Genomic DNA, 13,872 nt, shown 5'->3' on the forward strand with positions numbered 1-13,872 from the left:
TATCGTGCCAGATTCAATCAAACCTATTACTCAGCTTACTCCCTCACGTCTTTGGGAAATTTTTAATGATATTTGTAAAATTCCTCGCCCATCCCATCAAGAAGAAGCTATCACTAAACAAGTAGAAAGCTGGGCAAAAGAATATGATATCGAATGCTTAAAAGATGATGTGGGTAACTTATTATTAAAAAAACCAGCAAGTAAAGGTTTTGAAAATAAGAAAACTGTTGTGCTTCAAGCTCATCTAGATATGGTGGCCCAAAAAAGAGAAAATTCTCCACATGATTTCTCTAAAGATCCCATACTCCCTCAAATTGTTGATGGCTGGGTGAAAGCGACCGATACCACATTAGGGGCAGACAATGGTATAGGTATGGCATCAGCTTTGGCAGTTTTATTTGATCCTTCTGTTAGCCATGGACCAATAGAAGTATTACTAACTGCATCAGAAGAAACTGGTATGGTGGGTGCTTTTGGTTTAAAGCCTAACTGGTTAAATGCAGATATTATGATAAACACAGATGCAGAAGAAGAAGGTGATGTTTATGTGGGGTGTGCAGGGGGAACAGATGTTGTGCTGCAATTACCGATTAGTAGAGTAGCCAAGCCCGAAGACCAAGAATTTTATGAACTCACTTTGCAAGGTTTAAAAGGAGGCCATTCAGGTATCGATATCCACAAAGGGTTAGGTAACGCTAATAAACTTTTAGCAGAAGTTTTATTTTCCCTTAATAACCAGTTTGCAATTAATCTCGCCAGTTTTAATGGTGGCTCGTTAAGAAATGCAATACCAAGATCAGCCAGTGCTTTGCTCTCATTAACTAAAGAGCAAAAAGCAAAAATTGACACTTTTTTAATTGATCACCTAAATAAATTAAAAACTATTTATCATATCAAAGCCCCTAACCTTAGCTTAACATTACAACCTTTAAATGCAATAAATGAATCAATTTTTGATAAAAAGACAACAAGTCAATTTATCAATCTAATCAATGCGCACCCGAATGGTGTCATTAGAATGAGTGATGCAGCGCAAGGAGTTACTGAAACATCATTAAATCTTGGTGTGATTTCAACACAAACAGATCACATAGAGATTATTTCATTAGTTCGCTCTTTAGTAGATGCTGGAAAATATGCGCTAGTTAATGAATTGAAATCACTTGCTGGCTTAGTTGGTGCTCAATTTACGACACAAAGCGATTATCCAGGATGGGCACCGGATATGCATTCGGACATGCTAAGTGTAGCAAAAGAAAAATATGCAGATCTATTCGGTATGGAACTTAAAACTATGGTCATCCATGCAGGCCTTGAATGTGGGCTAATAAAAAAACCTTACCCTAATTTAGATATTATATCTATTGGTCCTACAATCAAAGGAGCTCACTCCCCTGATGAAAGGGTAGATATTAAGAGCGTAGAAAAATATTGGCAATTTCTAATTTCATTGCTTAAGGCTATACCCGATGTTTAAGACCCAAAAAAAGCGCAATAATCCACCAAATTGATTATAACAACATCACTCAATCACTTTTTTATCCTTTTTTTTAAAAAAGTGGTTGACGAGTGACTCAGTAATTAGGATAATGCGCACCGTTAAGTCGGAAACGAACTTCACAAATGGCTACGTAGCTCAGCTGGTTAGAGCACAACACTCATAATGTTGGGGTCACAGGTTCGATTCCCGTCGTAGCCACCATGTATGCGGGAGTGGCGAAATTGGTAGACGCACTAGATTTAGGTTCTAGCGCCGCAAGGTGTGCGAGTTCAAGTCTCGCCTCCCGCACCATTCTTAGATGTGATATCTATGTCTGGTAACACAAATTCTTTTGGGGTATAGCCAAGCGGTAAGGCAGCGGGTTTTGATCCCGCCACGCCCAGGTTCGAATCCTGGTACCCCAGCCAAATTAATTCCAAATATAAAAATCTTCTTTTGGGGTATAGCCAAGCGGTAAGGCAGCGGGTTTTGATCCCGCCACGCCCAGGTTCGAATCCTGGTACCCCAGCCATACTGGTAAAGCTGACTATCTTTATTTCGACCCTAAAAGGCCGAAACTAATTATTAGGCTTACTCTGTTAAGCCGGATTATCAACATCTACGAATATAACTTCTATACCAAAATTATTTTTAACCCACTCTCCTAAAGCTTTTATACCATATCTTTCTGTTGCATGATGTCCTGCAGAAAAAAAATGAATCCCCATTTCCCTTGCTATATGTACAGTGCTTTCAGAAATTTCACCTGACAGATAAGCATCAACACCAAACTCTGCAGCCTTATCAATAAAACCCTGCCCTCCCCCTGTACACCAGGCCACTGTCTTAATGAGGCGAGAAACATTGCCACCAGAATGCAAAGGCACACGATCTAATCTATCATGCAACAACTGACTAACTTCTTGCCATGTCATAGGTCTTTCGAATTCCCCATGTAAAACCAAAGGCATTATTTCACCATTGATTTTAATGTCTAGTAACTGAGCTAGCTGCACATTATTTCCTAAATGCATGTGACCATCTAAAGGAAGATGGTATGCTAAAAGATTGATATCATGCTTTATTAGTTTCTCTATTCTTCTTTTTTTCATTCCAGTTATGGTTACAGGTTCATTTTTCCAGAAATAACCATGATGGACTAAAATTGCATCTGCATTAAGTTCTATGGCTTTTTCTATTAATGCTTCGCTCGCTGTTACACCGGTAACAATCTTAGTAATATTTTTTTTACCCTCTACCTGTAAACCATTAGGGGCATAGTCTTGATAATTCTCAACTTCTAATAATGCATCTAAAGAAGTGAGTAATTGCTTAAGCGTGATCATATTAGTATGGGTTGAAATGGTCATATGACTCCTTACATTAAAATAAACATGAAAAATATATTTACATAGCTAAATATTAAACTAAACTTAAAAAAATATGATAAATTGTAAAAAATGTTAATTCACATATATCAAATTAATAAAATTATTCATATAATGCGAATAACAATCTTAACAGATTGTTTTATCAGATTTAACACATAAATTCACCCTTTTTTTTAAGAATAACTTTGACAATATAAAGGTTACCCTATGTTTAATCGAGTAAAAATATCAATTGGATTGATCAGTGTTATAGTCGTATTTATGGCACTTCAGGTAGTAAGCAGTGCCTTTAGCTACTTAAGAGCGGAGAAAAACGACCTGGATTTTAATGATGTTGCATCATTGAATCATCAGTTTGACGATCTTAATCATTCTCTAGCGGGTTTACTTCACGCAAGAATTGAAACTAATCGAGTTGCATTAAGGATTGCCTCCGGACGTACTGAAGATTTAGACACTCTACTTCTTAGCGCAGAAGCCGCTATCACGGAAACAAAAAAGAATATTGACCAATTTTTAAGTGCAGAGCGATTAACTGAAAGAGGTCAAGAACTCACAAGACCAATTAAAGAAAAATCAGATCAAATTCTAGCTGTTTTTACAAAACAATTCCAAGCGCTCAGAGAAAAAGATGTTGAGGGTTACCTTCAGCATGATGCTGCTAATCTTCAACGTGAGCTTGAAATTGCGTTAAATGAATATGGAAAACATATACAAACACAAATTGATGAAAAAAATGCTGAAAGTATTTTAGCTAAAAAGATCGCAATTATTCAAATTATTATCCTACTGTTAATTGCATTAATTGTCGCTATAGTTTCTTTTACATGGGTACAAAAAGCCATTAAGAATCCTATGCAGGAATTATTAAAACACTTCCAACTCATTGCTGAGGGTGATCTAACTCAACGCTCTCATTTCGTAGGTAGTAATGAAATGGGACAGTTATTTGAATACTTTGGTAAAATGCAAGAATATCTAATCAATACCGTAATGATAGTTCGTGATTCTACTAATGTTATGGTTCGTGGTGTTGAAAAATTAGCTACAGGGAATGATGATCTTTCTGCTAGAACTGAACAACAAGCCGCATCTTTAGAAGAAACTGCAGCTTCAATGGAAGAATTAACCGCAACTGTGAAATTAAATGCTGATAATGCTAGAGCCGCATCAAATCTTGCATTAGAAACATCTAGTACCGCAGTGAAAGGTGGTGAAATCACAGAAACTGTGGTCGTGACTATGCGTCAAATTTCTGATAGTTCGCAAAAAATTGGTGCAATAACTAATGTAATTGATGGTATTGCCTTTCAAACTAATATTCTTGCACTTAACGCGGCCGTAGAAGCAGCTAGAGCTGGTGAACAAGGCAGAGGATTTGCTGTTGTGGCTGGTGAAGTACGTAACCTTGCTCAGCGAAGTGCTCAAGCGGCTCGTGAAATTAAACAACTAATTGAAGAGTCAATTGACAGAGTTTCAGCTGGTTCAGAGTTAGTAGAAAAATCTGGTGATACGATGAAAGAAATCGTTGATTCAGTTGCTAAAGTGACAGATATTATTGGTGAAATTTCTTCAGCATCTGATGAACAAAGTCGGGGTATTGAACTAGTATCTCAGGCTGTTAACCAAATGGATCAAGTGACGCAACAAAACAGTACTTTAGTACACGAACTCGCAAGTTCAGCACGCACCCTGGAAACCCAATCTATGGAGTTATCTAAAGCAGTCGCTGTGTTTAAACTCTCATAATTTGAATATTAATTGAGTTTATCATACTGTGTATGTTGAACTAAAATTGACCATAAACTCAAATAGCCAGGCTCTGCTTGGCCATTTGAAATTAGACACGCTTTTGACTTAACACGTTGCTATAGAGTAGTGCACAGAAACAACACCAACATTTTCAAACAGAACCAAACGTGAGCCTCATATCTCATCCAATACAACATTTAATAGGCTATGGTAATAAATTTTCTTTTTGCTTTTATGTAATACCAACCAGTTCAAAGGCTTTTATGCCTATTTTGAAAGCCTGCAGAACCTCCTTTTCCTTTCACTTAAGAAATATTATGAGTTAGCTTGCGATAATGGTGATAAAGACGGTTGTAATGAATATTCAGCACTAAATACAAAAGGCTATTAATAACACTGAATACAACCAACACATTAAGGAATTTTAAACCTAAACCGCCTAATAAAGCGCTTTTAATTCATCAGGCGCATTCCATCCTAAAAACCAAGCCTAAAAGAATAACCAATAACTCATATCAGACATTTTCTCTAAATTTTTAAAAGTTTAAGGTTGTGGCCATCATCTAGACTCGCCTTAGCTTGGATCGTATGCTTCCGATTAGCATAGATGCAAAAATAATTTTTTTTCACAGGGCTTAAATGGGAGCTGACCAGTGTTTACTATCAGAGGAGAGTTGATTTAATTGTTCTCTATGACTTCTAAGCCATGCATCCAAGGACTCTTGGATATATTGAGTTCTTTGGATACATCTAGCAGAGAACGGTCTCCTCGGTTATTAGCCAATTTAGTTGCATTCATTTTAAATTCATCTGAAAATTTTGGGTTAACCACATTTCTAAATCTCCTATTATTTAATGGTAGTGTACTATAAAATTATTAATAACTATCCTAATTCATAGGGGATGCGTTTAAACTTTTTCATGGGTCTCTCTTTTTAAAAACAAAAATAAGTATGTATTTTAATCTTATCCTTGTAGGAGGAAGAAGTCCATTACATCAATCGGGAGTTTTTTTCGTTGTTAGAGCAAAAGCAAATATCAATTCTCTTTTGGTAGCAAAATACAATGAAATGGGCTTTGAGCTTTCTCATAACGAAATGAAATTGACAGAATGAAAATCTAAAGACCATGATTTTGTTGACATGGATGTACTGTGGGCAAAAACAAATACCCCACTTAGAATCATTCAATTTTATGATAGCAAAAGAAAAGGCAAAGATTACCTAATAACAAACTTAGACAAGGCTCAAAAACGTGCAAAAAATCCTGTCACTTTATGGCTTAAGATGGCAAATTGAACTATTTTTCAAGGAATTAAAATCTTTTTTTAGCCTAAAAAAAGTCAGCACAGGGAACACCCATATTATTAAAATGCTAATATAGGCGAGCATTTTAACTTTGATAATAAAGCGTTACGTTGCTTTATCAGTCGGTATTTTATGGCAAACGATTATCTCAACACAGAAAACCTGCAGGAGCAGTTGAAGCTGACTTCCGAAATTAATGAATTATCTTAATTCAGAAGAGCAAGATATCAGTTTCTTAGATGAAATTTTCACATTTTTTCGAAAAATTGTAGGAGACCTAATACGAAACGAGATAAAGAAACGGAAATATTTACATCAGGCTTGATATCTTATTTCCAAATCATATAGATAGAATCAGACTTGCACAAAAAACGAACTTAAGTACTACCGTATGATTGAGTATTAGAATCAGAATTTACTAAGCAAATAATTAAACGCCCTGCAATTTTCTTATGGCGTTTAATTATTTTTCAATGTGATAAATACTTATAGCTTTTATTCAATTATTAGTGCATTACGCTAAAATACTTCTTAACATCCACGCTGTTTTCTCATGTACATCAAGACGTTGGGTTAGTAGATCTGCTGTAGGCTGATCATTTGCTGCATCGACGACATCAAATAGGCTTCTTGCCGTTCTTGCCGTTGCTTCTTGTGCCTCAACTAAAATTTTAACCATTTCATTTGCAGTAGGAACTGAAGTAACTTCTTTAATTGAACTTAATTCAATAAATTCTTTGTAGCTACCTGGTGCAGGGAAACCTAACGCTCTGATTCTCTCGGCAATAATATCTAGAGCATTCCATTGTTCGGTATATTGATCCATAAACATAGCATGCAATGAATTAAAATGAGGCCCTGTGACGTTCCAGTGAAAATTATGCGTTATAAGATAAAGTGTGAAGCTATCTGCTAAAAGATGGCTAAGGCCATCAGCAATTTTTTTACGGTCTGTTTCGTTAATTCCAATATTAATAGCAGGCATGTTACTCTCCTTTATTTTCAAAACATCAAATAGAACATATGATTATCTATGTTCCAAACTCTGAACTATATTGCCATAAAGTTGGAGGTAGGTTCAAGTGTTGAAAGTTGTTTAAGAGTAAATTATTCTATGAAAATATTACTTAGCCTCTTTGGTTACCTAAATAAGTGGCAATATGTCCCGTAGCTTCAACATCCTCAAGATCGTGAGTAACTAATAAAACCGGTATATTTTTTTCCCTGACATAGTTAAAAAGCCAATCTCTTACCTTAAATCGATTATTTGCATCTAATCTACTAAATGGCTCATCTAAAAGAAGGCCTTTAGGATTTGCTGCAATCGTTCTAACTAAAGCGACGCGGATATATTGTCCTCCCGAAAGTGTATTTGGCATTTGTTGGCTTATTTCACTTAACCCAACTTGGTGTAATAAGTCCAGAACATAGGCTTTTTTTTCTTTAGATGTGAATTTCTGAGAAATAGCATAATTGATGTTATCCAATACAGATAAATGAGGAAATAGCATCCCAGATTGAAATAAAATACCTAACTGCCTAAGATGCGGGGCTAAATGGGTTATAGCTCTACCATAAAGCTCTATTTCACCAGAAGCTGAAAAATAATTTTCAAGGTGCCCCAAAAGATAATTTAATAATGTTGATTTACCACTTCCTGAGGCGCCCATCAAAGCTTTGATTTCACCTGGTTTAATTTGCATTGTCAGATCATCAATTAACACCTTGTCTTGGGCCATACTTTTTTTTATTGTGATATTTTTTAATTCTAGCATTTTTTATCCTATAGCACTTTCGCTGTACAATTCACTCTTTCTCGTACATTTCCAGAGTAATCCACCCATCAATAATATCAATAAGGAAAGAGCGATCTGCATAATTGCAAATGCTGCTAATAAGCGCTTACTTCCTCCTTGAGCAAATATAAGGGCTTGGCTATTAAGTGTTTCAATTTCTCCTCCTGAGAGCAAGAATGTAGGGAGGTATTGATTAAAACTGATTATAAATCCGAGTAGAACCGTAAATATAATAGGGTGAATTAATAGTCTAATTTTTACAAAAAAATAGCTATAGGCTGGTGTTTTACCTAAACTTAATGACGCATATAGCCATCTTTTATCAAATGCGGCTAATGGCTTTTGTAGCATAAAATAAAAATAAGGCATCATATAAATCATATGCCCAATTACAACTGCGAAAAACGGGGGGATGTTTAATTGGTTTAACAAAATAAGTATACCCAACAAAAAACCTATCATAGGCATTAACAGCGGTAAAAAAAGTAACATAGAGGCATAATGTCTAACCTTGGTACCTTTAGTTATTTCAATTAAAAACATCACTATGATAAGAGAGAATAAAACCGAGATAAATGCTATCAAAAGCGTATTAAACAGTAAAGGTAGACTCAAAATAGCCACTTCTTTCCAATGGACTAAAGTTAGGCTTTCTGGCCACAACATTGGATATGGCCAATATGTAGCAACAGACAAGATAAATAAACCTATTATTCCGAGCACTAGTGTGAATCCAATAAAAAAATTTAAGATAGGCACTCCATTCATTAAATATCTGACTGAATAGCTTTTTTTGATTGCACTATGGTGCGTCATAATAAAATGAAATAGATCACTACATATTTTAATAATCAAATGGAATAGTAATAGTGCGAATAAGCCAAGAATAATTAGCCATCCTCCCAATAAAAAAGCCTGGTGCCTTGAAAATTCATTGGTTTCATTGAATAGTGTTAATATCATTACTCCTAGTGTTTGGGGCTCAAAAGGCGCGAGAATAACTGCCATTTCAACATGCCCTATGACAAAAATAATTATCGTATAAAGAGGAAATTTTAGATGTTGATAAATTTGAGGTAAAATACATCTTATGATTGCAAATGCTTCTTCATAACCAAGGCTTTGTGCAACTTTAATTTGATTTTTGAAATCATGTGTAAGAGTGACGCCAAGTAAAATGAACCAAATAAATGGGGCCTCCTTAATTGCCATAGCCAATATATAAAACCCACCTGATGGTGAATGTATTAGTGATGTGGTATTGGGTAATATTGGCCTTTCACTCACAATAAACCATGTAAGCCATCGTTCTAACATACTTGCATTTGAAAAGGTGAGTTCTAATAAAATTGCAAATGTAGGGTGCGGAATAATAAAAATTGCACCCATTAGTATACTAATTAACTTAAATTGATTTTTTAAAAATGCATAAACGATGAATATGTAGCATAGTATTAATGCAATTAAAGTACTTAGCACAGCGACTTTAATTGAAAATATCGAGCTATCAACTAAAGCTGATTTATTAAGATTTGAGAAGCTTTTTGCTATGAAATCCCTAATTGGCCACTCTATACCCTGCCCTATCATTCCCCAAATAAAACCAAATACGCCATATCCAAGAGGGAGGCTTATTAAAATCATCAATAAAATAGGTAATGCCAACTTATTTTGCAATTGTTGTTCCTTTAGCTATCATTTTTTATTATTTTCTTCGTTATTTATAACGATATCTATTTTCCCATTCTTCGGTTAATGCTTTATCCCAACTTGGATGAAATTCACTGAGAGATAAAATATTTTCTTCATTTTGCAATAATGGTATGGATTTGAAATGCGTATTTTCCAGTTCAGTTAATTGGGAAAAATCTAATACTGTTTTATCCCCCCAATTTTCAGGACTCGCTTTATAGGCTTGCGCTTCAGGCGAAATTAAAAAATTAGCGACAACAAGTGCGGCCTCTTTATTTTGAGTAAATTTAGATATCGCAATAAAATGAACATTGCTTAAGCTGCCTGCAGGCATATGAAAAAAATCAGTTTCTTTAGGTAAATCGTATCTTATTTTCATACCTTGTAAATTTGCCGCATTAAATGTTATTCCCATAGATAAAATTTCATCATCAAATAATCGCAATAAAGTGTTCTGTGAATTGGAAAAATAGTTACCTTCAAAATATAGATTAGGATGTAATTTATCTAAATATGACCAAAGTGGATAGGTTAATTGCTCAAATTCTTGCCTATTGATTGCATTTACATCTGAATAAAACCTTGGATCATCCGCCAATTGGGAAAGTGTTTGTTTTAAAAAAGACACTCCTACAAATTCAGGTGGTGCTGGGTAACTAAATCTCCCTGGACTATTTTTTGTAAATGATAGAAGTTCCATGGGGTTTTTAGGCAGTGATTTTTTATCAATGATTCGGCTATTGTAGTAAAATGTCAGATTCGCAAGTCCCCATGGCACTTCACTTCCTTCCGTAGGAATACCAAAATCCTTTGTTAAAAAGGGTCGTTCGGTAACATTTAACAATGCATAGTTAGGTAAAACATCAACCCAATCTTTTAACAGCTTTTGATTTTCTTTTAAAATGGCAAAGCTTTTACCATTGACCCAAAGTAAATCGACGCTACTCACTGCTCCATCTTGTTTTTCACTTCTCTCAGAGAGCATCAAAGAGACGGCGTCTGTTGTACTGTTTATTTTGATATGTTGAAAATCTATACCGTATCTTTGGCTTAATTGCTCCGAGACCCAAACTAAATAGCGATTGATGGAAGGATCACCACCAAAAGCAAAGAACTTTACTCGTTGCCCACGGCTTTTGTTTTCAAGCAAAGCCCAGTCTATTTCATCCGTGCTAGTCTTCATTGAATAAGGAAGTTTGCTCATTAACGTAAATGATGAAAATAAACAGATAATTAAAACAATAATTTTCACTAATAAATATTCTCCGACTTATATTGGACAAAGTATACGCTTGTTTTTAATTTTCTTCATCTTAAAGAATTTTAATCTTTATTTATACTTTCTATCATCGAGCCGTTATAATATAAAAATGATGCATGAATGATAACTATATTTAAGTCATCAACTTATAAGGAACACATATGCAAGATAAAATTAGGGCTATATTTACAGAAAACATTCAAACACAAATAGCATGTACTGAAAATTTACCTCAACAAATCGAAAATGCAGTAACTTCAATCGTTAATGGTTTGATACAAGGTCATAGAATTTTATGCTGTGGAGAAGGGATTAGTTCATGCTTAGCACAAATTCTTTCTATACATCTTATTAATCAATATGAAACACCAAGACCTAGCTTACCCGCTTTTTCTTTAGGGCATGGCCATGCGCTACTAGATTTTCATTCAAAAGATAGTGATGAGGGCATATTTGCTAAACAAGTTAAAGCCCTTGGACAAAGTAATGATATCCTTTTTGTTATTTCGCCTAAAGGTTTGTGCAAAGAAAGCATCCAAGCTATTGAAGCTGCGGTCACTAAAGACATGATTATTATTGCACTCACTGGAGCAGATGGCGGGGAAATTGCAGGGCTTCTAAATGATAACGATGTTGAGATTAGAATTCTCTCTCAAAATACCTCCAGAATACATGAGATTCATCACTTTGTTATCAATTTGCTTGCAGAAATGATTGATAATAGTTTGTTTAACATTCAGCGTAATTAATACATCTAATGAAAATCATGTTATTATAGTGATGAGTATTTTATAAGCAATTAATTCGTATTTATTTGGCGTATCTGAAGTTTATAGGGAAAATTATGTATTTTTTATCTAACAACATTAAAAAAGTGAGTGCTATTGCACTTCTTGTATCGTCTGCCTTTTTACTCCAAGGATGCATTGCTGCTGTTGCTGGTGGAGCAGTTATGGCAACAAAAACAGTGACTGATCCAAGAAGTGTTGGTACTCAAGTAGATGATGGGACTTTAGAAATTCGTGTTGAGACCACGATTAGAAAAGATGAGCAGCTCAGAAAAGAAGCCAGGATTTCTGCGACTGCCTATGAAGGGACTGTTGTACTTGCAGGACAAGCACCCTCCCAAGACTTAATAGACAGGGCCAGACAAATTGCTGAGGGTGTTGATGGCGTTAAAAAAGTCCATAATGAAGTTAGATTAGGCTCGCCTATAGGTTTAGATGTTGCTGCTAGTGATTCATGGACAACAACCAAAGTCCGGTCACAATTACTGACCAGTAGTGATGTAAAATCTTCAAATATCAAAATCAATACCGAAAATGGAGAAGTCTTTCTTTTAGGACTTGTTACTAGACAAGCCGGTGCTTCAGCAGCAAATCTTGCATCGAATACCGCTGGAGTAAGAAAAGTAATAGTTGTCTTTAATTATTTAGACTAATTCATACTTATTTTGACTGAGGTCAAATAATACTATTTTCCTCAGTCAATCTTCGGTAAGACCTAAAGTATGGCTAAACCTATGCTATTTTTGCATTCAATGCTATTTACTTAGGATTTTACAACAACCTCTATATTTTCTTCTTTAAATTTATTTTTTAGTGCTTGCTTGGATTCTTGCACAATTTCACCACTGGTGCTAATAGACATATGATCCGCATGGCTATTATGTCTAGATTGCCAAAGCATGACTAATTTTATTGTATCTTCCCTCTGTTTTTCAGTTAATTTAACCCCGTCAGCCCATTTCCCTGTTTCTACCGCCTCTACAAGCCTTTTATAGATGTCGGGGGTCATTGAAGCTAATATGGTTTCTATAGTATTATAGTTCATATTTTTTTCCTCTTTATTTCTTTTTTTGCTATGCTTACTATATCATTAAAACGAAGAGGGAGTTACATTATGAATCAAAAAGTTTACGTTGCCTGTCCAGAAAACCAAGAAATACATGTTTTTACTCTATCTACACAAGGAGAATTGTCCCTTGTGCAAATTGTTGCAGTGCCAGGTCAAGTTCAACCGATGGTTTTTTCCAAAAATAAATCATTTCTATATGTTGGAATAAGACCTGATTTTCAAGTACTAAGCTATGCAATAGCCCCTGAATCAGGAGAACTCTCTTTTGCTGGTTCAGCTCCTTTATTAGGTAGTCCGACCCACATTGCTATTGATAATACAGGTAAATACTTTTTCAGCGCATCATACAGCTTTAATCATGTCAGTATTTGTCCTATTTCACAAGAAGGGATAGTAGAAGCTCCTATTCATACAATAGAAGGCATTTGTGCACCTCATTCAGTCAATCCTATTAGCGATTCAAACACTATCCTTATTCCAGCACTTAAAGAAGATAAAATCAGAGTATTTAATCTAGCAAACGGCACATTAATAGAAGCTGACACCGCTTATATGATTCAAAAGGGTGCCGGACCTAGACATATAACATTTCATAACACAAAACAAATTGGATATTGTCTAAATGAACTAGATAGCACCATCTCAACAATTAAGTTGCCTGATGAAAATTCCACCCTTGTTGATATTCTTCAGACTCACTTATCAGTACCTGTTGATTTCAATCAAACTTACTGGTCAGCAGATATTCATATAACCCCTAACAATCGTTTTCTCTATTGCAGTGAAAGAACCTCTAGCCTTCTTACAGCAATAGAATTAAATTCTGAAGGTCTTATAAATAAAACAATTGGCTATTATGACACTGAACTTCAACCTCGTGGATTTGCTATTGATACAACTGGCAAATTCTTGATTTGTGCAGGTCAACAATCAGATAAACTTAGCCTATACCATATCGATCAAAATTCTGGTGAGTTATTGCATAGAACTCAATACTCTGTTGGCAAAGGTGCCATGTGGGTCTTAATCAAATAATCTAGGCATCGTGATTCGATTCATGTCCCAATCCTTCATTTACCTCATTTAGATATAAGGGGCAATGATTTTGATTTATTAGTAAAATTGCTAGCTAAATAGTAGAGCAAATTTATTTTATAAAATGTGTTCATTATATTTGGCTATTAACACTAAAAAGAGTCTCTTAAAATTAATCGAAGATGTTAATTAAATTTTTACTATTTAATGAAAACACCTAAATTTTACTACTGGTGAATTATCGAGTAGAGCCCAGGAACCTCCCCTGAACCCTCTCACAGAACCGTACGTGAGCCTCTCG

14 protein-coding genes and 4 tRNA genes are annotated in these 13,872 nt (G+C 35.1%); 11 read left to right on the top strand and 7 right to left on the bottom strand.

Annotated elements, in window-relative coordinates; translation table 11 throughout:
- The first annotated feature begins 16 nt into the window (after positions 1–16).
- The 5 genes from ACFFIT_RS07790 to ACFFIT_RS07810 all read left to right on the top strand — a co-directional run bounded on the left by ACFFIT_RS07790 (position 17) and on the right by ACFFIT_RS07810 (position 2,012).
- Positions 17–1,477, top strand: a complete 1,461-nt coding sequence (locus ACFFIT_RS07790) for an aminoacyl-histidine dipeptidase (RefSeq protein ID WP_385877107.1) — start codon at positions 17–19, stop codon at positions 1,475–1,477.
- 148 nt (positions 1,478–1,625) lie between these two features.
- Positions 1,626–1,702, top strand: a tRNA-Met gene (locus ACFFIT_RS07795).
- Between the two features lie 5 nt (positions 1,703–1,707).
- Positions 1,708–1,792, top strand: a tRNA-Leu gene (locus tag ACFFIT_RS07800).
- Positions 1,793–1,833: 41 nt separating this feature from the next.
- A tRNA-Gln gene (locus ACFFIT_RS07805) sits at positions 1,834–1,908 on the top strand.
- 29 nt (positions 1,909–1,937) lie between these two features.
- A tRNA-Gln gene (locus ACFFIT_RS07810) sits at positions 1,938–2,012 on the top strand.
- A 67-nt stretch (positions 2,013–2,079) separates the two neighbouring features.
- Here the strand turns inward: ACFFIT_RS07810 and ACFFIT_RS07815 are convergent.
- The gene (locus tag ACFFIT_RS07815; protein ID WP_385877108.1) at positions 2,080–2,826 is read right to left on the bottom strand and encodes a Nif3-like dinuclear metal center hexameric protein; all 747 of its coding nucleotides are present in this window, start codon (positions 2,824–2,826) and stop codon (positions 2,080–2,082) included.
- A gap of 252 nt (positions 2,827–3,078) precedes the next feature.
- Between ACFFIT_RS07815 and ACFFIT_RS07820 the strand changes: the two genes are divergently transcribed.
- Positions 3,079–4,620: a methyl-accepting chemotaxis protein gene (locus ACFFIT_RS07820; protein ID WP_385877094.1), complete on the top strand. Its 1,542-nt coding sequence runs from the start codon at positions 3,079–3,081 to the stop codon at positions 4,618–4,620.
- A gap of 682 nt (positions 4,621–5,302) precedes the next feature.
- On the opposite strand, the gene ACFFIT_RS07825 is transcribed toward ACFFIT_RS07820, so the two are convergent.
- The gene (locus tag ACFFIT_RS07825) at positions 5,303–5,455 is read right to left on the bottom strand and encodes a hypothetical protein (RefSeq protein WP_385877095.1); all 153 of its coding nucleotides are present in this window, start codon (positions 5,453–5,455) and stop codon (positions 5,303–5,305) included.
- A gap of 121 nt (positions 5,456–5,576) precedes the next feature.
- Here ACFFIT_RS07825 and ACFFIT_RS07830 point away from each other — a divergent pair, with 121 nt between their 5' ends.
- Both ACFFIT_RS07830 and ACFFIT_RS07835 read left to right on the top strand, forming a co-directional pair.
- Positions 5,577–5,738 carry a hypothetical protein gene (locus tag ACFFIT_RS07830; protein ID WP_385877096.1) on the top strand — a complete coding sequence of 54 codons (162 nt, stop codon included), beginning with the start codon at positions 5,577–5,579 and terminating at the stop codon, positions 5,736–5,738.
- Between the two features lie 139 nt (positions 5,739–5,877).
- Positions 5,878–6,006 (top strand): transposase, encoded by a 129-nt coding sequence (locus ACFFIT_RS07835; protein WP_385877097.1) that lies wholly within the window; start codon positions 5,878–5,880, stop codon positions 6,004–6,006.
- A gap of 438 nt (positions 6,007–6,444) precedes the next feature.
- Here ACFFIT_RS07835 and ACFFIT_RS07840 read toward each other — a convergent pair whose 3' ends face one another.
- The 4 genes from ACFFIT_RS07840 to ACFFIT_RS07855 all read right to left on the bottom strand — a co-directional run bounded on the left by ACFFIT_RS07840 (position 6,445) and on the right by ACFFIT_RS07855 (position 10,670).
- Positions 6,445–6,915: a Dps family protein gene (locus ACFFIT_RS07840; protein ID WP_385877098.1), complete on the bottom strand. Its 471-nt coding sequence runs from the start codon at positions 6,913–6,915 to the stop codon at positions 6,445–6,447.
- Between the two features lie 142 nt (positions 6,916–7,057).
- A complete protein-coding gene (locus ACFFIT_RS07845; protein WP_385877099.1) occupies positions 7,058–7,705 on the bottom strand; it encodes an ATP-binding cassette domain-containing protein in 648 nt (215 codons plus the stop codon).
- A 3-nt stretch (positions 7,706–7,708) separates the two neighbouring features.
- Positions 7,709–9,403, bottom strand: coding sequence for an ABC transporter permease family protein (locus ACFFIT_RS07850; RefSeq protein WP_385877100.1), 1,695 nt, complete (start codon positions 9,401–9,403; stop codon positions 7,709–7,711).
- A 40-nt stretch (positions 9,404–9,443) separates the two neighbouring features.
- On the bottom strand, positions 9,444–10,670 hold the full coding sequence (locus tag ACFFIT_RS07855) for an ABC transporter substrate-binding protein (RefSeq protein WP_385877101.1): 1,227 nt from the start codon (positions 10,668–10,670) through the stop codon (positions 9,444–9,446).
- 170 nt (positions 10,671–10,840) lie between these two features.
- On the opposite strand from ACFFIT_RS07855, the gene ACFFIT_RS07860 reads away from it, so the two are divergent.
- Positions 10,841–11,428, top strand: coding sequence for an SIS domain-containing protein (locus ACFFIT_RS07860; protein WP_385877102.1), 588 nt, complete (start codon positions 10,841–10,843; stop codon positions 11,426–11,428).
- Between the two features lie 95 nt (positions 11,429–11,523).
- Complete coding sequence (gene dolP / locus ACFFIT_RS07865; RefSeq protein ID WP_385877103.1) at positions 11,524–12,120, top strand: division/outer membrane stress-associated lipid-binding lipoprotein; 597 nt, start codon at positions 11,524–11,526, stop codon at positions 12,118–12,120.
- A 110-nt stretch (positions 12,121–12,230) separates the two neighbouring features.
- Here dolP and ACFFIT_RS07870 read toward each other — a convergent pair whose 3' ends face one another.
- Positions 12,231–12,512: a YeaC family protein gene (locus tag ACFFIT_RS07870; protein WP_385877104.1), complete on the bottom strand. Its 282-nt coding sequence runs from the start codon at positions 12,510–12,512 to the stop codon at positions 12,231–12,233.
- A 69-nt stretch (positions 12,513–12,581) separates the two neighbouring features.
- On the opposite strand from ACFFIT_RS07870, the gene pgl reads away from it, so the two are divergent.
- Positions 12,582–13,571 carry a 6-phosphogluconolactonase gene (gene pgl, locus ACFFIT_RS07875; protein ID WP_385877105.1) on the top strand — a complete coding sequence of 330 codons (990 nt, stop codon included), beginning with the start codon at positions 12,582–12,584 and terminating at the stop codon, positions 13,569–13,571.
- Positions 13,572–13,872: the final 301 nt, after the last annotated feature.

Source organism: Thorsellia kenyensis, from assembly GCF_042432445.1.
GTDB classification, from domain to species: Bacteria; Pseudomonadota; Gammaproteobacteria; order Enterobacterales; family Thorselliaceae; genus Thorsellia; species Thorsellia kenyensis.

What these genes read in the sequence shown, in the direction of transcription:
- ACFFIT_RS07815 (WP_385877108.1), bottom strand. Translation starts at nt 2,826, where the DNA reads ATGATCACGCTTAAGCAATTACTCACTTCTTTAGATGCATTATTAGAA.
- ACFFIT_RS07820 (WP_385877094.1), top strand. Translation starts at nt 3,079, where the DNA reads ATGTTTAATCGAGTAAAAATATCAATTGGATTGATCAGTGTTATAGTC.
- ACFFIT_RS07830 (WP_385877096.1), top strand. Translation starts at nt 5,577, where the DNA reads ATGTATTTTAATCTTATCCTTGTAGGAGGAAGAAGTCCATTACATCAA.
- ACFFIT_RS07840 (WP_385877098.1), bottom strand. Translation starts at nt 6,915, where the DNA reads ATGCCTGCTATTAATATTGGAATTAACGAAACAGACCGTAAAAAAATT.
- ACFFIT_RS07845 (WP_385877099.1), bottom strand. Translation starts at nt 7,705, where the DNA reads ATGCTAGAATTAAAAAATATCACAATAAAAAAAAGTATGGCCCAAGAC.
- ACFFIT_RS07860 (WP_385877102.1), top strand. Translation starts at nt 10,841, where the DNA reads ATGCAAGATAAAATTAGGGCTATATTTACAGAAAACATTCAAACACAA.
- dolP (WP_385877103.1), top strand. Translation starts at nt 11,524, where the DNA reads ATGTATTTTTTATCTAACAACATTAAAAAAGTGAGTGCTATTGCACTT.
- ACFFIT_RS07870 (WP_385877104.1), bottom strand. Translation starts at nt 12,512, where the DNA reads ATGAACTATAATACTATAGAAACCATATTAGCTTCAATGACCCCCGAC.
- pgl (WP_385877105.1), top strand. Translation starts at nt 12,582, where the DNA reads ATGAATCAAAAAGTTTACGTTGCCTGTCCAGAAAACCAAGAAATACAT.